This window comes from Pseudomonas citrullilanati, from assembly GCF_030580855.1.
Lineage (GTDB): Bacteria > Pseudomonadota > Gammaproteobacteria > Pseudomonadales > Pseudomonadaceae > Aquipseudomonas > Aquipseudomonas citrulli.
In genome coordinates this window covers 46,914-70,465 of sequence record NZ_JAUQOP010000015.1, presented here as the reverse complement: position 1 = coordinate 70,465, position 23,552 = coordinate 46,914, and the positions used below count along the sequence as shown (strand labels likewise).

The 23,552-nt window shown below is 60.7% G+C and carries 18 protein-coding genes; 11 read left to right on the top strand and 7 right to left on the bottom strand.

The genetic code is table 11. The annotated features are described in order from the left end of the window. Nucleotides 1-133: 133 nt before the first annotated feature. On the bottom strand, nucleotides 134-2,968 hold the full coding sequence (locus Q6A48_RS12565) for an RHS repeat-associated core domain-containing protein (protein ID WP_304554422.1): 2,835 nt from the start codon (nucleotides 2,966-2,968) through the stop codon (nucleotides 134-136). 293 nt (nucleotides 2,969-3,261) lie between these two features. On the opposite strand from Q6A48_RS12565, the gene Q6A48_RS12560 reads away from it, so the two are divergent. The 3 genes from Q6A48_RS12560 to Q6A48_RS12550 all read left to right on the top strand — a co-directional run bounded on the left by Q6A48_RS12560 (nucleotide 3,262) and on the right by Q6A48_RS12550 (nucleotide 6,191). Beyond that, nucleotides 3,262-4,212 (top strand): ornithine cyclodeaminase family protein, encoded by a 951-nt coding sequence (locus tag Q6A48_RS12560; protein ID WP_304554421.1) that lies wholly within the window; start codon nucleotides 3,262-3,264, stop codon nucleotides 4,210-4,212. Between the two features lie 145 nt (nucleotides 4,213-4,357). Beyond that, nucleotides 4,358-5,491 carry an NAD(P)/FAD-dependent oxidoreductase gene (locus Q6A48_RS12555; RefSeq protein WP_304554420.1) on the top strand — a complete coding sequence of 378 codons (1,134 nt, stop codon included), beginning with the start codon at nucleotides 4,358-4,360 and terminating at the stop codon, nucleotides 5,489-5,491. Between the two features lie 73 nt (nucleotides 5,492-5,564). Next, a complete protein-coding gene (locus Q6A48_RS12550; protein ID WP_304554419.1) occupies nucleotides 5,565-6,191 on the top strand; it encodes a helix-turn-helix transcriptional regulator in 627 nt (208 codons plus the stop codon). A gap of 107 nt (nucleotides 6,192-6,298) precedes the next feature. Here the strand turns inward: Q6A48_RS12550 and Q6A48_RS12545 are convergent, their stop codons facing one another. The 6 genes from Q6A48_RS12545 to Q6A48_RS12520 form a co-directional block, all read right to left on the bottom strand. Next, complete coding sequence (locus Q6A48_RS12545; RefSeq protein ID WP_304554418.1) at nucleotides 6,299-7,075, bottom strand: ABC transporter substrate-binding protein; 777 nt, start codon at nucleotides 7,073-7,075, stop codon at nucleotides 6,299-6,301. Nucleotides 7,076-7,324: 249 nt separating this feature from the next. Beyond that, the gene (gene moaE, locus Q6A48_RS12540) at nucleotides 7,325-7,777 is read right to left on the bottom strand and encodes a molybdopterin synthase catalytic subunit MoaE (RefSeq protein WP_304554417.1); all 453 of its coding nucleotides are present in this window, start codon (nucleotides 7,775-7,777) and stop codon (nucleotides 7,325-7,327) included. 3 nt (nucleotides 7,778-7,780) lie between these two features. Continuing rightward, entirely contained in the window at nucleotides 7,781-8,023 is a 243-nt protein-coding gene (gene moaD / locus Q6A48_RS12535; RefSeq protein WP_304554416.1) for a molybdopterin converting factor subunit 1, read from the bottom strand. Then, nucleotides 8,020-8,493, bottom strand: coding sequence for a cyclic pyranopterin monophosphate synthase MoaC (moaC, locus tag Q6A48_RS12530; RefSeq protein WP_304554415.1), 474 nt, complete (start codon nucleotides 8,491-8,493; stop codon nucleotides 8,020-8,022). The genes moaD and moaC overlap by 4 nt, the downstream gene beginning before the upstream one ends. Nucleotides 8,494-8,749: 256 nt before the next feature. Beyond that, the gene (locus tag Q6A48_RS12525; protein ID WP_304554414.1) at nucleotides 8,750-10,144 is read right to left on the bottom strand and encodes a PhoH family protein; all 1,395 of its coding nucleotides are present in this window, start codon (nucleotides 10,142-10,144) and stop codon (nucleotides 8,750-8,752) included. Nucleotides 10,145-10,481: 337 nt separating this feature from the next. Next, the gene (locus tag Q6A48_RS12520) at nucleotides 10,482-11,606 is read right to left on the bottom strand and encodes a polysaccharide deacetylase family protein (protein ID WP_304554413.1); all 1,125 of its coding nucleotides are present in this window, start codon (nucleotides 11,604-11,606) and stop codon (nucleotides 10,482-10,484) included. A gap of 160 nt (nucleotides 11,607-11,766) precedes the next feature. On the opposite strand from Q6A48_RS12520, the gene yaaA reads away from it, so the two are divergent. The 8 genes from yaaA to Q6A48_RS12480 all read left to right on the top strand — a co-directional run bounded on the left by yaaA (nucleotide 11,767) and on the right by Q6A48_RS12480 (nucleotide 23,549). Further along, nucleotides 11,767-12,546 (top strand): peroxide stress protein YaaA, encoded by a 780-nt coding sequence (yaaA, locus tag Q6A48_RS12515; protein WP_304554412.1) that lies wholly within the window; start codon nucleotides 11,767-11,769, stop codon nucleotides 12,544-12,546. Between the two features lie 812 nt (nucleotides 12,547-13,358). Next, nucleotides 13,359-14,675, top strand: a complete 1,317-nt coding sequence (locus tag Q6A48_RS12510) for a nucleotide sugar dehydrogenase (protein ID WP_304554411.1) — start codon at nucleotides 13,359-13,361, stop codon at nucleotides 14,673-14,675. A gap of 100 nt (nucleotides 14,676-14,775) precedes the next feature. Beyond that, complete coding sequence (gene alg8, locus Q6A48_RS12505) at nucleotides 14,776-16,257, top strand: mannuronan synthase (RefSeq protein ID WP_369811693.1); 1,482 nt, start codon at nucleotides 14,776-14,778, stop codon at nucleotides 16,255-16,257. Between the two features lie 35 nt (nucleotides 16,258-16,292). Further along, entirely contained in the window at nucleotides 16,293-17,462 is a 1,170-nt protein-coding gene (locus tag Q6A48_RS12500) for an alginate biosynthesis protein Alg44 (protein ID WP_304554410.1), read from the top strand. A gap of 9 nt (nucleotides 17,463-17,471) precedes the next feature. Next, complete coding sequence (gene algK, locus Q6A48_RS12495; RefSeq protein ID WP_304554409.1) at nucleotides 17,472-18,983, top strand: alginate biosynthesis TPR repeat lipoprotein AlgK; 1,512 nt, start codon at nucleotides 17,472-17,474, stop codon at nucleotides 18,981-18,983. Nucleotides 18,984-18,988: 5 nt separating this feature from the next. Beyond that, nucleotides 18,989-20,473, top strand: a complete 1,485-nt coding sequence (locus tag Q6A48_RS12490; RefSeq protein ID WP_304554467.1) for an alginate export family protein — start codon at nucleotides 18,989-18,991, stop codon at nucleotides 20,471-20,473. A gap of 26 nt (nucleotides 20,474-20,499) precedes the next feature. After that, nucleotides 20,500-22,089, top strand: coding sequence for a mannuronan 5-epimerase AlgG (algG, locus tag Q6A48_RS12485; RefSeq protein WP_304554408.1), 1,590 nt, complete (start codon nucleotides 20,500-20,502; stop codon nucleotides 22,087-22,089). A gap of 11 nt (nucleotides 22,090-22,100) precedes the next feature. Continuing rightward, nucleotides 22,101-23,549, top strand: coding sequence for an alginate O-acetyltransferase (locus tag Q6A48_RS12480; protein ID WP_304554407.1), 1,449 nt, complete (start codon nucleotides 22,101-22,103; stop codon nucleotides 23,547-23,549). The last annotated feature ends 3 nt before the right edge of the window (nucleotides 23,550-23,552 follow it).

The following is a 23,552-nucleotide window of genomic DNA, read 5'->3' as shown; positions in this document are numbered from 1 at the left end:
CGATGAAATACCCCATCAACATAACCCGTTAACGTCGGCGTATGAGGCGATTTCGCGGCAAGCTACTTCAACAACCTAACGGCTAAAATTCCTGGCGTCACATTGCTTGCTCAACCAATAGCGTCAACCCATCTTATAAATGAAAGTTTTGCCTGAAAACATCACTTAGCAACAGCGCGGCTAATGCAAGACTATCAGCATTACGCGCAGCTATATACGCACGCAAGCCAGGGTAAGCATTATGGTAAGACATTGAAACCAGTTCCTCACCCCATAAAACGTCCTCCGACCCTACTGCTGCCTGCCTTCCCCACTCCTCGACACCCGCTGTAAAACGTCTCATATCTACGATATTACTCCACCGCAGATCGCCCCTCTCGGCAATATTAGCGGCATACTCCCTAGGAGAACTTGAGGAACCGAGAACATAATAAAAATCCTGGGTACCAGGGCCCACTCCGCTAAATCGTCTAACACGAGAAAGGTGGCTAACTTCATGTATCAGAGTGCCCACCCTTTCTTGGGGAGCTTGGCGCATAAACGCATCTCCAATAAATATATGGCCTTGGGGATCAGCGCTGCTGACGAAGGCTGTCGATCTGTCTACCCCCTCGCTCCTAACGAACTTTCCCCTTCCGAATCCGCTATTGTGATATTGCCTTGACAGATTTTCCGTACGCGCCCAAGCATTGGTGATGGTTGAATGCTGTTGACCGTGCTCCGGCCCGAAGACATCTCGCAAGACAGGTTCACTTAGTACGGGTAGATACCGCTGCATCCATTGGGCTTCCTGCAATACTAACGGAGCTTGGAATAATGTATCCGATACCGCCCCCCGTGCATCATCAGCAAATTTATCCAAGCCAAGGGCAGTGGCTGACTGATTGTTTGCTATTTCAATCAGTGAGACCTCCTGGCCCTCATGTATTGCCTGTGGAGGATTCGTTCTGAAATAGCTTAACTTTTTATCCTCATCTCCCCACAAGCCGTAGCTATCAATTCGACCAACAGGACCTCCCCGCAAAAAATTATAGCGATTCAGTCCATCCACGTTCCCAGCCGGATCTGGATTGATCCAACGCTGTAACCACGGCGCGTAGTATCTGAACCCATAATAATAAAGCCCCGTCGCATCCCGCTCCTTGCCTGAATAACGCACGGTCTTGTAACTGGCCTCCACTTCACTGCGCCCAGCAAACCAGGCCGTACTGCCAAATGGGTGATAAGTTTCCCGGCTGATCACCTCAGCCTCACTGTCCAGTTCCAAGCTGCTGGAGCCCAGATGGTCGGTCAGGTTGTAGCGATATTGGTCATTGGCGATACCCAACGGCGGTGTTGTTTCCCAATGCAGCACTTGCATGGCGCTGCGTCCGGCCTGCACGCAGATCACTTGCAACACTTCACCAGTGCTTTCGTGGGTGCGGATCTCCAGGCCTGGCAGATAACGCACTTGCGAGATCAGAGAGCGGCTGTTGGTCTGGATAGAGCGGATCTTGCGCCGCCGCAGGCCATCGCCCCCGTACAGGTACAGTTCGCGATCATCGTCGGCACCTTCACGCTCAACCGGTCGCACTTCGCCGAGTTGATTCCGTAGATCCCAATTCATCGCCTGGCCCGGTTGCAGTTCCAACAAATTGCCGTTGCCGTCAAAAGCGGCGGCGATTTCATCCTCAGTCGGGGGTCGGCCATTGTGTTCAGGCAGGCAGCGATTGCTGTAACGAGCAGCAGTCAGTTTGCGGCTGTGACTTTGCGGACCGACATGGATCAGCTCAACCAGGTTGCCCCCAGCGTCATAGCGGTAGGTTTGATGGTAATTGGCAACGGCGCCCGAATCGTCGAAACGATTGAATCCCGGTCCTCGATTGGCGCTGCCCGCCTCCCAACCTGTTGCTTCGTTCAGTTGGTAAAGGCTGTCGTAGCCAAAACATTTGATCGGCTCAATCCGTTGATTGGCGAAATAACGAATCGGCAGGGCGGCATCTTCAATGCTCAGCACATTACCGACTGGATCGTAGGCATAACGCAGGTCCTGTAGCGCTTCAGTTCCGCGTCGAGCCTCCAGCCGAAGCAAACGCCCGTCTTCGGGACGATAGGTCAGCGTGCTGATCACACCGTTGCCGACCGTTTCCCGTTCAACCTGACTGTAGGCGTTGTAGGCAATGGCGCTGACCAGGGTTTGAGAACTTGGCTGACCGCTAAGTTGCAGATGGCTCGCGAACAACTGACCGTCGAAGGTGTAATCGAACTGCTGTCGATTGCCCCTAGCATCGGTTTGTTCCAATACATCGCCTAGTGGATTGAACCTTGAAGAACTGATCGCGACCTCGGGCTCCAGCAAGGCCTCTCTCTCCGGCAACCCTGGCGGCCAATCCGGAATTTCCAGCGCACTCAAAAAGCGCTGGGTCTGTTCGAGCACTCCCCCCGTCAGGGCGTACTCGTCCAAGGTTTGAGTGCCTGCCGGATCATCGTGTCGGATCAATTGCCCGCATTGGTTGTGCTCGGCAAAACTGGCGCTGCCATCGGCATATTCATATCGTTCGGTGCTGCGCGCCACTTCGCCCTCGCCCTGCTCGAAGATCGTCAGTGGTCGCAGCAGGTCGTCATACTCGATCTGCCGCGCACTCCCTCGGCCATCCCAGGCCTGGACGAGCTGATCGCCATCGCCAAACAGGCTGATCCGCTTCCCAGCATCGACACTGATCGACTCCAGCACCTTGCCCGACAATGAGTACCGGTTGCTGAGATTGGCCGGTGCGGCGGCATCTTCCGCACGTAAAGCCCATAGCCTGGGATCCCACTGCTCGACCAAATGCCCCTGCGCATTATAGCCACTGCGGTTGACCCGTTCTTCGGCCTCTTGCTGTTCGACGGAGCGGCAATAAGCGAGCGAACGCACGGTTAATCCGCGCGGATCGCAGACCGTCAGCGTGGGTGTATGAAGGTGGATGCCCTGCTCTTGGATCGGCATGGTTCACGTCCCTCGCCTGCTCTCGCCTCCAGAGACCATCGACACTGATGCCCAAGGCGTCCCGCTGTTCCAGCTACCTGCAAGAATGAGTGTGAATGCAACACGGCGCTTCAGGTACTGGCAGGTCCGACAGTTTTTTAGAACCTGATGAAATAAGAGAAAAGCAAAGTGGATATATCTCCGTCGGGCCTGGGAGCACAGACAACGCGCTTTTTTCTCCGGGATATTGCTCAAACAAACAAAAAGTCCATAATGGACAAATTAGTTTACGCAAAACATTCCGGAGCCCCTCCATGTCCACCACGCCCTATGTGATGACCCAAGCCCAGGCCCGCGAACTGCTCGCACACCTCGACGTGCCGCAAATCCTGCGAAAGCTGTTTCTTGACCTCGCGGCCGGGCAAGCGGTGCAGCCGCCTCAGCAACTGGTGGTATTTCCCCAGGGCGCCGGGGACTTCATCAACTACCTGGGCGTACTGGCTGAAGAGCAGGTCTACGGGGTCAAGACCTCACCCTATATCGTGCGCGAGCAAGGCCCACTGGTCACAGCCTGGACCTTGTTGATGTCGATGCAGACCGGCCAGCCGCTGCTACTGTGCGATGCCGCCGAACTGACGACCGCCCGCACCGCCGCCACCACGGCTGTTGCCGTCGATGCCCTCGCCCCGCACACCGCCCGGCGCCTGGCGGTGATCGGCAGCGGCGCGGTGGCGCGGGCCCACGTGCAGTACGTCAAGGGCCTGCGGGACTGGCAAGCTATCAGCCTCTATTCGCCAGGCCTGAAGACCAAGTCGGCACAAGAACTTGCCGCCATTACCGATCTGGACCCTCGCCTGCACATCGCCGAGAGCCTTGAAGTGGCGCTGCACGACGCCGATGTGGTGATGCTTTGCACCTCGTCAGCCAAAGCGGTACTCGACCCGCAGACCCTGGGCAAGCCGGCGCTGATCACCTCCATCAGCACCAACGCCCCACGCGCCCATGAAGTCCTGCCGCAAAGCCTCAACGGCATGGACGTGTTTTGCGATTATCGTCAGACCTCCCCCGGCTCGGCGGGTGAAATGCTGATCGCCGGCGAACAGCATGGCTGGCAGGCGTCAAGGATCGTCGGCGATTTGCCTGAATTGCTCAGCGAACACGTGGCGCGCCCCGACTACCAACGCCATGTATTCTTCAGGTCCATTGGCCTGGGGCTGGAGGATGTGGCGCTGGCGAATGCGCTTTACAAGCTGCACCAACACTGACACTACTCGAATCCTGTGGGAGCGGGCTTGCTCGCGAAAGCGGTGTACCAGCCACATCAATGTTGAATGTGCTGCCGCCTTCGCGGGCAAGCCCGCTCCCACAGATCCCGTGAACGTCATCCAATGTGTTCGACAGGAGCACTTCATGACCTCAGCAGATTTCATCATCATCGGCGGCGGTATCGCCGGGGCATCCACCGGGTATTGGCTGGCGCCCCACGGCCGGGTCGTCGTGCTCGAACGCGAATCCCATCCGGCCTACCACTCCACCGGACGCTCGGCGGCGCTGTACACGGCCGCCTACGGCACGCCCCAGGTGCGGGCGCTGACCCAGGCCAGCCGGGCGTTTTTCGACGCGCCGCCGGCCGGCTTCTGCGAACACCCGCTGCTGACCCCTCGGGGCGAAATGACCGTGGACTTCAGCGGCGACCCGGCCGAGCTGAACAACCAGTACCTGAGCGCCAAGGCCACGGTGCCGCAGATGCAATTGCTCAGCACCGAAGAGGCCTGCGTACGCCTGCCGATCCTGCGCCGGGACAAGGTCCACGGCGCGATCTACGACCCCACGGCCTGCGACATCGACACCGACGCATTGCACCAGGGCTACCTGCGCGGTATTCGTCGCAATGGCGGTGAAGTGCACACCGACAGCGAAGTGCAGCAGTTGAGCCGCGATGATCAGGGGCTGTGGCAGGTGCAAACCGCCAACCAGACGTTCACGGCACGGGTTCTGATCAACGCTGCCGGCGCATGGGCCGATCACATCGGCGAAATGGCCGGTGCCCGGAAGCTGGGGTTGCAACCCAAGCGGCGCGCAGCGTTCATTTTTGCCGGGCCCGAGGGCGTGGATATCCATGGCTGGCCGATGCTCGTAAGCCTGGACGAATCCTTCTATATGAAGCCCGACGCCGGCATGTTCCTCGGCTCGCCGGCCAACGCCGATCCCGTCGAGCCGCATGACGTGCAGCCGGAAGAACTGGACATCGCCATGGGCATCTACCAGATCGAGGAAGCCACCACGCTGACCATCCGCCGCCCGACCCGCACCTGGGCCGGATTGCGCAGTTTCGTGCCCGACGGCGATCTGCTGGCCGGCTTCGATCCGCAAGTGCCCGGCCTGTTCTGGGTCGCGGCCCAGGGTGGCTACGGCATCCAGACCTCACCTGCCATGGGCCAGGCCAGCGCGGCACTGGTGCGCGGCGAACCGCTGCCCGAAGCGCTTGCCGGTTTCGGCTTGAGCAGTGCCATGTTGTCCCCCGAGCGCCTGCGCCCCAGGTGACGCATCGCCACGATTGCGGCACACTCCCCGCGCCCCTGTCCCACGGGGCGCAGACGCTGCCTGGAGCCCCGACATGACTGCCCCGCACCCCGATCCGGCGCTGGAAAACTTCCGCACCATCGCCGACGCCATCGCCACGCTGTTCTATCCCCACGCCGAAGTGGTGCTGCACGACCTGCGCACGCAGAAAGTCGACTACATCGCCAACAACCTGTCCAAGCGCGAGATCGGCGATGACTCGTCCCTGGAGGACATGCTCAGCGAGGACGTCAGCGAACGGAATATCGGGCCGTACGAAAAACTGAACTGGGACGGCCAGAAGATCCGCAGCCTCAGCAGCGTGCTACGGGACGCCAAGGGCCATCCGCTGGCGGTGCTGTGCATCAACCTGAACATCTCGCTGTTCGAGAACGCCAAGGCCGCCCTGGATCTGTTCCTCTCGCCGAACAAGTTGATCCCCCAGCCGGACTCGCTGTTCCGCGATGATTGGCAGGAGCGGATCAACACCTTCCTGCATGCCTGGATGCGCGAGCGTCAGTTGAGCCTGAACCTGCTGACCCGCGACCATAAGCGCGAACTGGTGCTGGCGCTGCACGCCGAAGGCGCCTTCAAGGGCAAGAGCGCCTCCAACTATGTGGCCAATGTGCTGAACATGGGGCGGGCGACGGTGTACAAGCATTTGAAGGAATTGAAGGGCTGAGTTTCTTGTTGCCTGGCCTGGCGCCATCGCGAGCAAGCTCGCTCCCACATCGGATCTCATTGAATACCGATCCCCGTGGGAGCGAGCTTGCTCGCGATGGCGATTAATCAGTCGCCATAGATATCCGACTTGAAATACTTGGCCTGGATCTTCTGGTACTCGCCATTGGCCCGAATCCCATCGATGGCCTTGTTCAAGTCAGCCACCAACTGGGTGTTGCCCTTGCGCACCGCGATGCCGGCGCCTTCGCCCACGTATTGCGGATCCTTGAGTTCAGGCCCGACAAACGCGTAGCCCTTGCCCCGGGGCATCGACAGGAAGTCTTCCAGCGGGATCGTGTCGGCGAAGATCGCATCCAGGCGGCCCGACGCCAGGTCCATGTAGATTTCTTCGTTATTGCTGTAGCGCTTGACCACGACCCCCTTGGGTTCCAGCACCTCAGTGGCGTAGCGGTCCGTGGTGGTGGCGCGCTGCACACCGATGGTCTTGCCCTTGAGGCTGGCGTACTGGTCATCCACCACCGCCCCTTCCTTCATGACCAGCCGCGAGGAAGTAAAGTAGTACTTGTGGGTGAAGTCCACCGACTTCTTGCGTTCCTCGGTAATGGTCATGGACGACAGCGCCATGTCGATCTTCTTCACCTTCAGCGACGGGATCAGCCCGTCGAACTCGCCCTCGATCCACTGGCACTTGACCTTCATCTGTGCGCACAGCGCATTGCCGATGTCGTAGTCGAAACCTTCGATCTTCCCTTCCGACGTCTTGGAGGCAAACGGCGGATAGGCCGCCTCGATGCCGATGCGCAAGGTCTTATCGGCGGCGAACAGGCTGCTGGAGGCCAGCAGGCTCAAGGCCAGGCCGGTGACAAGGGGGAATCTCTTCATGATCGATCTCTCGCGGGTTGTTGTTGGTTTGGCAGAGAAAGGTAAGGACAGGCAGTTGTGTACTTATAAATCCATACTGGACTTTAATGTACAGATCGTCAATCGACGGGCAGGAGAATGTGATGGGAGGCTCAAGGCCTCATCGCGAGCAGGCTCGCTCCCACAGTAGGTCTGACAACCCAGGAACCCTGTGGGAGCGAGCCTGCTCGCGAAGACGGACTGACAGTCACTGAAGCAGCAACAGGCTGCCTACCGCTTCCAGCGATCCGCCGCCGCATGATCACTGTCCCGCCCCTCGACCCAGCGCGGGCCGTCGGCGGTGTTCTCTTTCTTCCAGAACGGTGCACGAGTCTTGAGGTAGTCCATGACAAAGGCGCAGGCGTCGAATGCCGCCTGGCGATGGGCGCTGGCAGCAGCCACGAAGACGATCGGCTCGCCCGGTTCCAGGGCGCCAATGCGATGCAGCACCTCCAGCTTGAGTAGCGGCCAGCGCTGCTCGGCTTCGACGGCGATCTTGCCCAGGGCCTTTTCGGTCATGCCCGGGTAATGTTCCAGGAACATGCCGGATACATCGAGGCCGTCGTTGAAGTCGCGCACGTAGCCGACAAAACTTACCACCGCCCCCACGCCGACGTTGGCCGCGTGCATCGCGTTGACTTCGGCCCCCGGGTCGAACGGATCGGCCTGCACACGAATCGCCATGGCTCAGCCTCCGGTCACGGTGGGGAAAAACGCCACTTCGTCACCGTCTTCCACTGGCTCGTCGAGTTGGCAGAGGTCCTCGTTACGGGCGCACATCAGGTTCTGCTCGCGCAGTACGTCGGCGCCGTCACGTCGGGCGAGCAGCGCGCGCACATCGTCGACCGTGGCGAACTCGCCGTCCACGGTGACCGCTTCCACGCCCAGCGCTTCCCGATAACGGGCGAAGAATTTCACATGGATCTTCATCGTGCGTCCGCCTGGAAATGACCACTCTTGCCGCCGAGCTTTTCCAACACCCGAACGCCTTCGATGACCATGCCCCGATCCACGGCCTTGCACATGTCGTAGATCGTCAGCGCGGCGACGCTGGCGGCCGTCAGCGCCTCCATCTCCACCCCGGTCTGCCCCGACAGCTTGCAGCGGGCGACGATACGGACCTGGTCCGTGCCCTCGGAATTGATCTCGACCTTGACGCTGGTGAGCATCAACGGATGGCAGAGCGGAATCAGGTCGCTGGTTTTCTTCGCGGCCTGGATGCCGGCAATGCGCGCCACGGCGAACACATCGCCCTTGGGGTGACCGCCGCTGACGATCATCTGCAGCGTCTCGGGCAGCATGCGCACAAAGGCTTCGGCGGTGGCCTCACGGAACGTCACGGCCTTGTCGGTGACGTCGACCATGTTGGCGCGACCTTGGGAATCGAGATGAGTCAGCACAGGGTTACTCCTGATCGGGAGTGTCGATTGTAAACCTGTGGGTCAGATTCCGGCAGGACTGATTGTCGCACTTGGGGTGAGCAGCAATTTCCTGAACACTGCGATTCCCTTGTGGGAGCGAGCTTGCTCGCGATGGCGGTAGGTCAGACTCCTGTTTTATCTGATACACCGCCATCGCGAGCAAGCTCGCTCCCACAGTTTTTTTTCAATGGACGGGTAAAATCGGGCGGCCTGCTGGCCGCCCGGTTCGCTGGGGTTACAAGTGGGATTCGGCGTATTCGGCGAGGATCGAGCGCGGTACGCCTTGCAAGGTGATATGGACGCCGTTGGGGAAGTCCTTGAAGCGTTCGGTCAGGTACGTCAGCCCGGAGCTGGTCGCGGACAGGTAGGGGGTGTCGATCTGCGCCAGGTTGCCCAGGCACACCACTTTGGAACCGGCACCGGCACGGGTGATGATGGTCTTCATCTGGTGCGGGGTGAGGTTCTGGCATTCGTCGATCAGGATCAGGCTCTGCTGGAAGCTGCGGCCCCGGATGTAGTTGAGGGATTTGAACTGCAACGGCACTTTGCTGAGGATGTAGTCGACGCTGCCATGGGTACTTTCGTCATCCATGTGCAAGGCTTCGAGGTTGTCGGTGATCGCGCCCAGCCAAGGCTCCATCTTTTCCGCCTCGGTGCCGGGCAGGAAGCCGATTTCCTGGTCCAGGCCCTGCACGCTGCGGGTGGCGATGATGCGCCGGTAGCGCTTGCTGACCATGGTCTGCTCAATGGCGGCGGCCAGGGCCAGGATGGTCTTGCCCGAACCGGCGGCGCCGGACAGGTTGACCAGGTGGATGTCCGGGTCGAGCAAGGCGAACAGCGCCAGGCTCTGGTAGATATCACGGGGCTTGAGGCCCCAGGCTTCCTGGTGCAGCAGGGGTTCCTGGTGCAGGTCGAGGATCAGCAGCTTGTCGTCCTGGATTTCCTTGATCCAACCGACGAATCCCTGCTCGTCGATGATGAATTCATTGATGTGCACCGCCGGCAGGTTGTCGATCAGTTGCACCTGGTGCCAGGTGCGACCGTGGTCCTGGCGGGTCTCGACCTTGCTCACCCGGTCCCAGAAGGAGCCGGTCATGGTGTGGTAGCCATTGGGCAACAGCGAGACGTCGTCGACCAACTGGTCGGTGCTGTAGTCCTCCGCCGCGATCCCGCAGGCGCGGGCCTTGAGGCGCATGTTGATGTCTTTGGTCACCAGCACCACGGCTTGGTCCTTGTTGCGCGCGTGCAGGTCGATCAACTGGTTGATGATGATGTTGTCGTTGAGGTGTTCGGGCAGCACCAGGTTCGGTTCGGTGCGCTTGCTCATCAGGATCGACAGCAGGCCCTTGGGGCCGCTCTTGCCACGCTGGATCGCCACGCCCAGCTCGACGTCCTCGGGGGAGGCATCGCCCAGGGTCTTGTCGATCAGGCGAATGGCCTGGCGGCATTCGGCGGCAACGCTGTGATGCCCGCTCTTGAGCTTGTCCAGCTCTTCGAGCACGGTCATCGGGATGGCGACGTGGTGTTCTTCGAAATTCAGCAGCGCGTTTGGATCGTGGATCAATACGTTGGTATCGAGTACATACAGGATTGGCTGGTTGGAGGAAGGGCTACGTCCGTGGTCATCCATACTCGGTCACCTTTGTGGGGGCCATTCGACGCAATACCGTGACAGTGCTGCGCCTCGAGGTAGCCACCGAATTCACCCGCGAGGGTTCAGGTGAACTGCACACAATCTGGGTCTTGGAAGACGCCACCTGTGTTGCAGGTTTCGGCGGTCTGACTTCTTGATACTCCAAAAACCATGACAGGAAAAAGCACTTTGACGCTTTTTTGAAGTTTATTTTTCAGAGTGACGAATAACCCTTGGCGTACCGCCCTCGCACCGTTAAAGTCGGAAGTCGGGTTGCCCCGAATGTGCGCCAAGATTTCCGCCTTCCCCAATGTTTCCGGGCCTTTTCCAGGTTTCAGCGAAACGCCTCCTGGCAGTCCTCCCAACCGATCCCGCTTTGCGCCGTCTGCGTCACCAGCCACGGCAGCGCCGTCTTCACTCCGTCCTGCTTGGCATTGAAATTGATCACCCCGCGGCGCCATAGCAGCATCAGCGTCAGCGCCCGCTGGGCACTCTGCTCGGGCTTGAGCCGCAGGCTGCCGTCCTGGGGATCGATGTCCCACAACGCCACTTGCAGGCCCTGTTGCCGGAAGAACCCTTCGGCGTCGCCACGACGCTGACCCTGGGGCGGACGGAACAGCGGCACGAAGTTCTCCGGCAGCTTGCCCTTGACCAGGTCGACGCTGCGCCGCACCGAATCCTGCCAGTCCTGCCAATAGCTGTGGGAACGGAACTCCCAGCCCTGGACACCCACGCATTGCCCGGAATACAAGGTCTGGAGACCGTTGACCGACTGCTCTGCCAGCCGCGCCTGGATGTCCTTGCCCAGCACGAAGAACGTGCCATTCACGTTCGCCTTGCGCAGGTAGTCCGCCAGCCACGGGGTATTGTCCGGCGCCACGTTGGCACCGCTGTCGAAGGTCAGCAGGAACAGCCGGTCATGCATGTCTTCGCCATTGCGCTCGTAATCCCCGAAACGGGCGATTTCGCTGCTGGTTTGCGGGAATAGCGCAGCTTTTCGCAACAACTCGTCGCGGTACTGGGTATGAAAGACCTGGCTCGGCCCGGCCCATTTGAAATAGAACGAGCTTTCATCGAGGTGGAACCGGCGCGCCTCTTCCCGCAGGGTTCCCATGTTTTCCACCAGGTAACAGAAGGACGCATCCTGGTCACAGCTCCGCTGGGCAAAGTTGTAGTTGTCCAGCAGCCGCTGCCACAACCGTGCGCGGAGCGCGTCGACCGCGGCCATGTTGACCGTGCGCAGGCCCAGGTACTGCTTGAGGGCGATTTCATCCATGGCATCGACGTCCAGCATGACCCGCGCGAACATCAGGATCTCGGCCCGCGAAGCCACGTCGAACAGGGTCGGGCTGGTGAGCTGTTCCGGCCAGGTGCTGCGGTCCAGGCTCGCGATGTCGTTGGGCGCGGCAATGACGCTGCAACTCAACAGCCAGGCCGATAACAGAAGGGCAATGCGCAAAAGGGATGTCTCCATAACGAAACCCGCGCGGCATGATAGCCGATCCCCTTGCCACAAAATTCGGCAAATCGCACTTCACCACTCATCCCTATCACCCCAATAGCTGGAGTCCACCCGGACAACCTCCTAGAATCGCCGCACCTTTGAAGGAGACGACTACATGCTGATGGTGATTTCCCCCGCCAAGACCCTCGACTACGAAACACCACCGGCCACGACGCGGTTCACCCAGCCGCAGTACCTGGACCACTCCCAGGAACTGATCGAGCAGTTGCGCACCCTTTCCCCCACCCAGATCAGCGAACTGATGCACGTCTCCGACAAGATCGGCGGCCTCAACGCCGCGCGGTTCGGCAGTTGGACACCGGCGTTCACCCCGGCCAATGCCAAGCAGGCCCTGCTGGCTTTCAAGGGTGACGTGTACACCGGCCTGGACGCCCAGAGTTTCGGCGAAGCCGATTTCGACTACGCCCAGCAGCACCTGCGCATGCTCTCCGGCTTGTATGGCCTGCTGCGCCCGCTGGACCTGATGCAGCCCTACCGCCTGGAAATGGGCACCAAGTTGGCCAATGCCCGGGGCAAGGACCTCTACGCGTTCTGGGGCACGCGCATCAGCGAATGGTTGAACGAAGCCCTGGCCGAACAAGGCGATGACGTCCTGTTGAACCTGGCGTCCAACGAGTACTTCTCGGCGGTCAAGCGCAGCGCACTGAAAGCGCGCGTCATCGACACCGAATTCAAGGACCTCAAGAACGGCCAGTACAAGATCATCAGTTTCTACGCCAAGAAGGCCCGGGGCCTGATGAGTCGCTTCGTCATCCAGGAACGCATCGACGACCCGGCCTCGCTCAAGCAGTTCGACTTACAGGGTTATCGTTTCAATGAACAACAATCGAGTCCGGACAAACTGGTCTTCCTGCGTGACCATGCTCCGGAATAAAGCATGACTTTATAAGGCCCCCCGATTGGGGGCCTCGATCAACTGCCTACTTGTCATCCTCCTTCCCCGCCCACTTTGCCAGTTCCATGGCGCCAATAAATCGTCCCACCCTGACGCTAACTTTTCTTTCACTCGACACTCGTCAGTTTTTTGCGTAGTGGCACGCATTTTTTTCTTCTGTAGTGGCACAAAACTATCCACCCCTGCTAACTCCCCATTTACAAAGGCCGAAATGGCAAGTGCCATCAAAATGAAAGCAGTGCCATCTCGGATAATATTTCGAAAAATTTCGAAAATCGCGATGAGCGGATCGGAACTATGTCAAAACGCACGGCTCATACCACCGGTAACGATTATCGCCGAGCGTGTAGGAGATAACTTACAGACAACGTCGGACAGAGTAACCAAGTTGTCATGGCAACTTAGTGAAACGGTCGTCGATTTGGATCCAACCTTAGAAGGACGGGAGATAACGCAACATTACTATCCCCACAAAGGCCAAGGCTGCGCCCCTACATTGTGCTCACCCGAGCACAGAAACTGTTGATTTTGTGGGCTTTTTGCCAGGAATCAAAAGTGAAACACCTTTGCACGAGCGTTCCCGACAACGAGGACTGGCTGCATAACAGGGCAGGTCATAACAACAAGGCCGCTTTGCGCACAACTTGAGTGCAATTATTTAGACACTCGGAACTTAGTATGCCTGCACAACGGCATTGTGGCGCCTGCACTCCACACTTCCGAGTGCACGATGACCGCTGAACACTATTAACTCCGGCCATTTAATGGCGTGAAAAACAGAGGTGAATGCGATGCGCATTAGCATATTTGGTTTGGGTTACGTCGGTGCAGTATGTGCCGGTTGCCTGTCTGCACGGGGCCATGACGTAGTTGGCGTAGATGTCGCCAAAGACAAGATAGACATGATCAACGCGGGCAAATCGCCGATTGTCGAACCGGGTCTTGGCGAGCTGTTGGCCCAAGGTATTGAAACCGGTCGACTGCGCGGTACTACCAACTTCGCCGAAGCCATTCGCGATACTGACCTGTCGATGATTTGCGTCGGTACACCGAGCAAAAAGAATGGCGACCTGGAACTGAACTACATCGAGGCCGTGTGCCGCGAGATCGGTTTTGTTCTGCGTGACAAGACCACCCGCCACACCGTCGTGGTCCGCAGCACCGTATTGCCGGGCACCGTCGCAAACGTTGTCATCCCGATTCTCGAAGACTGCTCCGGCAAGAAAGCCGGCGTTGATTTCGGCGTCGCGGTCAACCCTGAGTTCCTGCGTGAAAGCACCGCGATCAAGGACTACGACCTGCCACCGATGACCGTGATCGGCGAGTTCGACAAAGCCTCTGGCGACGTCCTGCAATCGCTGTACGAAGAGCTCGATGCGCCGATCATCCGCAAGGACATCGCCGTTGCCGAGATGATCAAGTACACCTGCAACGTCTGGCACGCCACCAAGGTGACCTTCGCCAACGAGATCGGCAACATCGCCAAGGCGGTCGGCGTCGATGGCCGTGAAGTGATGGACGTGGTCTGCCAGGACAAGACCCTGAACCTGTCCCAGTACTACATGCGCCCAGGCTTCGCCTTCGGCGGCTCCTGCCTGCCCAAGGACGTTCGCGCCCTGACCTACCGCGCCAGCTCCCTGGACGTGGAAGCGCCACTGCTCAACTCGCTGATGCGCAGCAACGAGTCCCAGGTGCAGAACGCCTTCGACATCGTTTCCAGCCACGAGAAACGCAAAGTCGCCCTGCTGGGCCTGAGCTTCAAGGCCGGCACCGACGACCTGCGCGAAAGCCCGCTGGTGGAACTGGCGGAAATGCTGATCGGCAAGGGCTACGACCTGCGCATCTACGACAGCAACGTCGAATACGCCCGCGTCCACGGTGCGAACAAGGACTACATCGAGTCGAAGATTCCTCACGTCTCGTCCTTGCTCAACTCGGACTTCGACTCGGTCATCGACAACTCCGACATCATCATCCTGGGCAACCGTGACGAGAAGTTCCGCGCGCTGACCGAGAACGTACCGGAAGGCAAGCAGGTCATCGACCTGGTCGGCTTCATGTCCAAGGCCACCACGCCGAGTGGCCGGACCGAAGGCATCTGCTGGTAAGTCTGTTTGCCGGCCGGGACAGTTCCCGGCCGGCCTTTCGCCTGCCTTAACCCATCGGGCCGCCCACGAGGCCCGCCCGAGATAGAGACGGATGCAGATTATGCACAGGCTAAAGCACGGCCTGCTTCAGGCCGCCGGTTGGCTGTTTTACTTGAGTTTATTGATGGGCATCGCCTTGGCGCTGCCCACGTCCACGTTCGACTCCGAATCCAAGGATTTCATCTTCCTGATCGGCGCCGTGGGCATCTGGCGTTACTCCATGGGCGCGACGCATTTCGTGCGCGGCATGATCTTCCTGTACATCGTCTACCCGCATCTGCGCCGCAAGGTACGCAAGCTGGGCAAGGCCGCCGATCCGTCCCACGTGTTCCTGATGGTCACCAGTTTCCGGATCGACGCGCTGACCACCGCCCAGGTGTATGGCTCGGTGATCCGCGAAGCCATCGACTGCGGGCTGCCGACCACCGTGGTCTGCTCCATCGTGGAAATGTCCGACGAGCTGCTGGTCAAGAGCCTCTGGGCCCGCATGAACCCGCCGGAGCGGGTCAAGCTGGACTTCGTGCGCATCCCCGGCACCGGCAAGCGCGACGGCCTGGCCTACGGTTTCCGCGCCATCTCCCGCCACCTGCCGGATGACCGTGCGGTGGTCGCCGTGATCGATGGCGACACCGTGCTCGCCGAAGGCGTCGTGCGCAAGACCGTGCCGTGGTTCCAGCTGTTCGGCAACGTCGGCGGCCTGACCACCAACGAGTTCTGCGAAGTGCGTGGCGGCTACATCATGGCCGAGTGGCACAAGCTGCGTTTCGCCCAGCGTCACATCAACATGTGCTCCATGGCCCTGTCCAAGCGCGTGCTGACCATGACCGGGCGCATGTCGGTGTTCCGCGCCACGGTGGTGACCAACCCCGACTTCATCGCCGACGTCGAAAGCGACTCGCTGCAGCACTGGCGCCTGGGCCGCTTCAAGTTCCTGACCGGGGACGACAAGTCGAGCTGGTTCAGCCTGATGCGCCTGGGCTACGACACCTTCTACGTGCCCGACGCGGCGATCAACACCGTTGAGCACCCGCCGGAAAAAAGCTTCATCAAGGCCAGCCGCAAGCTGATGTTCCGCTGGTACGGCAACAACCTGCGGCAGAACTCCCGGGCACTGGGCCTGGGGATGAAACGCCTGGGCCTGTTCACCTCGGTGGTGCTGTTCGACCAGCGCGTGTCGATGTGGACCTCGCTGCTGGGCCTGACCGTGGCGCTGATCGCCAGCTTCAAGTACGGCACCGCGTTCATCCTGGTGTACCTGCTCTGGATCGGCATTACCCGCCTGATCCTGACCTTGCTGTTGTCGTGCTCCGGTCACCGGATCGGCCCGGCCTACCCGGCGATTCTCTATTACAACCAGATCGTCGGCGCGTTGGTGAAGATCTACGTGTTCTTCCGCCTTGACCAGCAGTCCTGGACCCGCCAGCCCACCTCACTGACCCGTGATCTCGCCAGCTTTCAACGTTGGTTCAACACTTGGTCGTCTCGGACCATGACCTTCTCCGCCGGCAGCATCTTTGTCGCTGTGCTGCTGACGATGGTCTGACCGGACTTGAATGAATTAACTAGGAAACCGCCCCTATGAACACCGCCGTGAACGTCAACGTAGTGCATGAATCCGAAGCCCAGCGCCAGCACGCCCGAGTGAAAATCCCGGCCAAGCTGCGATTCTTCGGCCCCGACCGGACCCCGATGGAAGTCAAGGTCCTGGACCTGTCCGCAGGCGGCCTGTGCTTCAACGCCGGGCAGATGCCGCTCAAGATCGGCGAAACCTACAAGGCTCGCCTGCAATTCGTGATCGACAACCTGGGCCTGGCCATGGACGTGGAGTTGCAGATCCGCTCCTTCGACCGCCAGACCGGCCGTACCGGTTGCCAGTTCCAGAACCTGGAGCCGCGTGACATCGCCACGCTGCGCCACATCATCACCTCGCACCTGGCCGGCGACATCGTCGGCGTCGGCGACGTGCTGGCGACCCTGCAACGCGACAACTTCACCAAGGCCCGCAAGCAGAAAGACGAAAGTGGCGGCATGACGGCGTTCGGCCGCCTGCGCGCGGTGACCTTCAGCCTCGCTATCTTCATCGTCGGCCTGGCCGCGTTCGGCTTCATCTTCAAGTCGGTGTACGGCATGTACTTCGTCAGCCACGCCCAGGCGGGCCTGGTGAACGTACCGGGCATGGCGATCACCATGCCGCGCGACGGCACCGTGCAGAGCCTGGTCAAGGCTGACGGCATCGCCGCCAAGGGCGCCCCGCTGGCGACCTTCAGCACCAGCATGCTCGACGTGCTCAAGGGCCACCTGGACGACAACCAGCTGCAACCGGCCAAGGTCGAGGAACTGTTCGGCAAGCAAATGACCGGCACCCTGACGTCGCCATGCGACTGCATCGTGGCCCAGCAACTGGTCGCCAACGGCCAGTACGCCAGCAAGGGCGACGTGATCTTCCAACTGGTTCCACGCGGCACCGAAGCCAACGTCGAGGCGCGCTTCTCCTATCGCCAGTTCGGCGACGTGCGTCCAGGCACCGCGGTCAACTTCCAGGTGGCCGGCGAAGACACCACCCGCACCGGCAAGATCATCAGCAGCACCAGCCTGAAAAGTGAAGACCTCTCCTCCGATATCCGCGTGCTGATCAAGCCTGACGAGCCGCTGGACAGCTCGTTGGCCGGTCGTCCCGTGGAAGTCCACAGCGACCGTGGTCCGAACCTGAACTGGCTGATCGACAAAGCCATGGCTGTCGGTATTTAAGTCGAGGATATGCCCGTGATCACTCCACAAAACAACAATGCGCTGTCGTCCCTGTGGGAGCGAGCCTGCTCGCGATGGGATCGACGCGGTCTGTCTGGTACACCGAGCGGCTTGCATCGCGAGCAGGCTCGCTCCCACACAGGATATGCGTTGTGTGCACTGGCGTTGGCAGTCGGTCTCAGCGGTTGCGCCGGCCTGCCCGACCAGCGCCTGGCCAATGAAGCCCTCAAGCGCGGCGACACGGCGCTGGCGCAGCAGAACTATCAGCAACTGGCAGACCTGGGCTACAGCGAAGCCCAGGTCGGCCTGGCCGATATCCAGGTGGACAGCCGTGACCCCGAGCAAATGAAAAAAGCCGAGGCGACCTACCGCGCCGCCGCCGACATCTCGCCACGGGCCCAGGCACGCCTGGGCCGCCTGCTGGTGGCGAAGCCCGGTTCCACGGAAGCGGAGAAGCATGAAGCCGAAGGCCTGTTGAAGAAAGCCTTCGCCAACGGTGAAGGCAACACCCTGATCCCGCTGGCGATGCTGTACCTGCAATACCCCCACAGTTTCCCGAACGTCAACGCCCAGCAGCAGATCAGCCAATGGCGCAGCGCCGGCTACCCGGAAGCGGGCCTGGCGCAGATCCTGCTCTACCGCACCCAGGGCACCTACGACCAGCACCTGGATGAAGTCGAGAAGGTCTGCAAGGCCGCGCTGGCGACCACCGACATCTGCTACGTCGAACTGGCCACGGTCTATCAGAAACGCGGCCAGCCGGAACAGCAGGCCGAGCTGATCAAGCAGATGCAGGCCGGTCACGCCCGCGGCGTGGTTTCCGCCCAGCGCGTGGACAGTGTCGCCCGTGTGCTGGCCGATGCCAGCCTGGGCAAGACGGACGAGAAAACCGCCCAGTCCCTGCTCGAAGGCATCGCCCCCGGCTACCCCGCCGCCTGGGTCAGCCTGGCGCAACTGCTCTACGACTTCCCGGAACTGGGCGACGTCGACAAGATGATGCAGTACCTGGAAAACGGCCGCGCCGCCGACCAGCCTCGCGCCGAGCTGTTGCTGGGCAAGCTGTACTACGAAGGCAAGTGGGTGCCGGCCGACGCCAAGGTCGCCGAGGCGCACTTCCAGAAAGCCGTGGGCCGCGAAGTGGCCGCCGACTACTACCTCGGCCAGATCTACCGCCGTGGCTACCTGGGCCAGGTGTACTCGCAAAAAGCCCTGGACCATCTGCTCAAGGCCGCCCGCAATGGCCAGAACAGCGCCGACTTCGCCATTGCCCAGCTGTTCTCCCAGGGCCGGGGCACCCAGCCCAACCCGGTCAACGCCTATGTGTTCAGCCAGCTGGCCAAGGCGCAGAACACCCCGCAAGCCATCGAACTTGCCCAGACCCTCGAAGCCCAATTACCGCCGCAGCAACTTGCCCAAGCGCAACGCCTGCTAAAACAAGAGCAGGCCATTCGTGGCGCCATGAGCCCCGATACGCTGGAACTGCAAGCCCTGAAAGAAGATGACGGCGAGGAACAACTATGAAGCCTTTGAAGCTCAATCCTTTTGTGCAGGCCGGCATTGGCCTGACATGCGCCCTGCTCTGGTCCTGCCCGACGCTGGCCGCCCTGACTGAAACCAAGAACTTCGGCCTGGAAGTGAAAATCACCGGCCAGTCCGAAGACGACCGCGACCTCGGCACCCAGAGCGGTGGCGACGTCAACGGCATCGGCCTGGACCTGCGTCCCTGGGTGTACGGCGAAAGCGGTAACTGGAGCGCCTACGCCATGGCGCAGGCCGTGACCTCCACCGACATCATCGAGACGGACACCCTGCAACAGTCCGACGGCGCCAACCAGCAGACCGACAGCGGCGACCGCGAAGCCAAGAAGAGCTACCTGGCGATGCGCGAATTCTGGATTGGCTACAGCGGCCTGACCCCGTACCCGGGCGAGCAGTTGAAGTTCGGTCGCCAGCGCCTGCGCAACGACGACGGCCAATGGCGCGACACCAACATCGAGGCCCTGAACTGGACCTTCGACACCACGTTGCTGCGGGCCAACCTCGGCGTCGCCGAACGCTTCAGCGAATACCGCACCGACCTCAAGGAATTGTCGCCCAAGGACAAGGATCGCCTGCACGTGTATGGCGACGTCGGCTACCAGTGGATGCCAGGCCAATGGGCCGGGATCCGCGCCCACCATACCCATGACAACGGCAGCCTCGACTACCCGACCCCGGGCGAGCCCACCGACACCCTGGACAAGACCCAGAACGGCGACTTGACCTGGCTGGGCCTGGAAGCCAACAGCGACGCCTACAACTGGCGCAACACCAACACCGTCAACTACTGGGCCAGCCTCACCGGCATGACCGGCGACCGCGACACCGTCAACGCGCTCAATGCCGACGGCACCCGCCCGGCGCAAGCCAAGCGCAGCGATGACGTCGATGGCTGGGCCACCGACCTGGGTATCCGCCTGCGCCTCGACCCGCAATGGCAAGTCGGTGCGGCCTACGCCCGCGCCAGCGAGGACTACGAACAGAACGGCCTGCAGAGCAACCGCTCGAACTTCACCGGCACCCGTTCGCGGGTCCACCGTTTCGGCGAAGCGTTCCGCGGCGAAATGGCCAACACCCAGAGCGCCAGCCTGTTCGGTTCCTGGCAGCTGCGCGACGAATACGACGCCAGCCTGGTGTACCACAAGTTCTGGCGCGTGGACGGTAACAAGCCGGTGGGCAGCAACGGCATCAACGCCGTGCAGAACAACACCGACGACGTCACCGGCGCGATCCTGTCCACCTCGACCCTGCCGCTGCGCGACGGCGACAAGGACCTGGGCCAGGAAGTCGACCTCGTCGTCACCAAATACTTCAAGCAAGGCTTGCTGCCTGCGGCGCTGAGCCAGTCCATCGATGAGCCGTCGGCGCTGGTGCGTTTGCGTGGCGGCGTGTTCAAGCCAGGCGACGCCTACGGCAAAGAGGTCGATTCATACATGCATCGCGCCTTTGTCGACGTGATCTGGCGCTTCTGATGCGAACGCCCATGGGAGTGCCCGAAATGAACCGCTACCTCAGGAACAGCCAGGCGATGAAAGGTTCGATCAGCCTGTTGGTCGCAGCAATGCTGCTGGCCGGCTCGCCGGCGTTCGCCAACGTTGAACCGGTGGTCAAGCCGGGCAACGTGGTCAAGGAACTGCAGCGCGCCAAGACCTACACCGTCAACAGCGCGCCGACCGCGCCGCTGGAACTGCCCAAGCCGACCTTGCCCGACCTCAAGGGCTTCACCGCCGAAGCGGCCGCGGCCAAGATCGTGCGGACCAAGGTCGGCAAGATCAGCGTGCGCCGGATGATGCAGGAAAACGCCCTGAAGGACTTCATCGGCGGCGACAACAAGATGGCCGAGTGGGTGGTGCGCCAGCACGGCATCCCCCAGGCCATCTTCCTCGACGATGGCTACATGAACTTCAAGGACCTGGCCAAGAAGGTGCCCAAGTACATCATCGAGACTTCGCCCGGTGTCTACCTGTCGAAGATCCCGATCGTGGTCGGCCAGAAAGGCATCCTGGAAATCGACAAGCAGACCCAGGAACTGCGCCTGTCCCAGGAGGGCGGCTCGTTCCTGGTCAACGATGGCCAGATGTTCATCCGCGACACCAAGGTCACCGGCTGGCGTGAAAAGGACAACGGCCCCGCCACGTTCCGCTCGCCCAAGGAATTCCGTCCGTTCCTGCTGTCCTGGGGCGGTACCGAGACCTACATCGTCAATACCAAGATGGCCAGCTTCGGCTACTCCAACAGTAAGTCGTACGGGGTGAGTATTTCCCAGTACACGCCGAACATGGCCAAGGTCCTCAAGCGCCCGGAACCAACCGGCTGGATCATCGGTTCCGAATTCACGGACATGTGGTACGGCTTCTACTGCTACGAGACCCGCGACTTCGTTGTCAAAGGCAACACCTACAAGGACAACATCGTCTACGGCATCGACCCCCACGACCGTTCCCATCGGCTGATCATCGCCGACAACACGGTCTACGGGACGAAGAAGAAGCACGGGATCATCATTTCCCGCGAGGTCAACGACAGCTTCATCTTCAACAACCGCAGCTACGACAACAAGCTCTCGGGCCTGGTGATCGACCGTAACAGCGTCAACAACATCATTGCCTACAACGAGATCTACAAGAACCACACCGACGGCATCACCCTCTACGAGAGTGCCGACAACCTGTTGTGGGACAACAAGGTGATCAGCAACCGGCGTCACGGCATCCGGATTCGTAACAGCGTGAACATCCGCCTCTACGAAAACGTGTCCATGGCCAACGGCCTGACCGGCATCTACGGTCACATCAAGGACCTGTCCAACACCGACCGCGACATCAAGCTCGACCCGTTCGACGCCGAGGTCTCGCTGATCGTGGTGGGCGGTGAACTGGCTGCCAACGGCAGCGGCCCCTTGTCCATCGACTCGCCGTTGAGCGTCGAGCTGTACCGCGTGTCCATGCTCGCGCCGACCAAATCCAGCGGCATCAGCTTCACGGGAGTCCTGGGCGAACGCCAGGATGAAATTCTCGACCTGCTGGTGCGCCAGCAGAAAGCCGTGCTGATCGACCCTGTCGAACGCCAGACCGAATTGCGGGACTGAGGATGACCTTTATGAACCCACAGATGATCAAGCTTCTGGGCCTGTCCGCCCTGACTGCCGGGATTCTCGCTGCGACCAGCGGCGCGCGCGCCGATGACATCCAGGCGCCGACCTACACGGCCGAGCCTTGCTGCAACCTGTGCCCTGCGGCCCACGATGCGAAGAACTACACCACGCGCTACCAGCAGAACTTCACCACGCTGGTCCAGGCCCAGGGTGACTGGCTGTTCCGTACCCAGGAAGACCTGCGTACCGAATTCGACACCACCCCGGCCGGCTACAAGCGCTTGCAACAACTGCATGATGCGTTCAAGGCCAAGGGCGTCGAACTGGTGCTGGTCTACCAGCCGACCCGGGGCCTGGTGAACCGCAACAAGCTCAACCCGCAGGAGAAGGCCAGCTTCGATTTCGACAAGGCCCTGGGCAACTACAAGACCATGCTCGGTCGCTTCGCCAAGATGGGCTACGTGGTGCCGGACCTGTCGCCGCTGACCAACGAAAACCTGCCCGAAACCCTGCCGGCCCACGATTTCTACTTCCGTGGCGACCAACACTGGACACCTTACGGCGCCCAGCGCACGGCCAAGATCGTCGCCGAGAAGGTCAAGCAGCTCCCGGCCTTCGCCGACATCCCCAAGCGTGAGTTCGAGACCAAGAAGTCCGGCCGCATGGGCAAGACCGGCACCCTGCATAACATGGCCGGGCAACTGTGCGGCACCAGCTACGCCATCCAGTACATGGACCAGTTCACCACCGAGCCCAAGGGCGAGGCCGGTGACGGCGACCTGTTCGGCGATTCCGGCAACCCGCAGATCACCCTCGTGGGCACCAGCCACAGCGGCAAGAACTACAACTTCGCCGGCTTCCTGGAAGAAGCCATCGGCGCCGACATCCTCAACGTGGCCTTCCCCGGCGGCGGCTTCGAGGGCGCCATGATCCAGTACCTGGGCAGCGAAGAGTTCCAGAAGAACCCGCCGAAGATCCTCATCTGGGAATTCTCGCCGCTGTACCGCCTGGACCAGGAAACCATCTACCGCCAGATGATGGCGCTGCTGGACAACAACGGTTGTGAAGGCAAGCCGGCGCTGATGAGCAGCAAGACCGCCCTCAAGCCGGGCAAGAACGAATTGATGGTCAATAGCAAGAATATGGACCTGCGTAACAGCAGTCACCAGATCGACATCCGCTTCGCCGATACCTCGGTGAAAACCTTGCAAGCCACCCTCTGGTACATGAATGGGCGCCACGAGGATATCAAGATCGAAAAACCGGATACCTCCGAAACCGACGGGCGTTTCGCCTTCCAACTGCGCACCGACGAGGACTGGGCCAACCAGAACCTGCTGGCCCTGGAAGTCCAGGGACCCGAAGCCGGTGCGGCACCGCTGCAAGTGGAAGCGAAAGTCTGCAAACGCAACGCATCTGCGCCGGCCGAACAAACGGCCCAGATCGGACAATGAGGT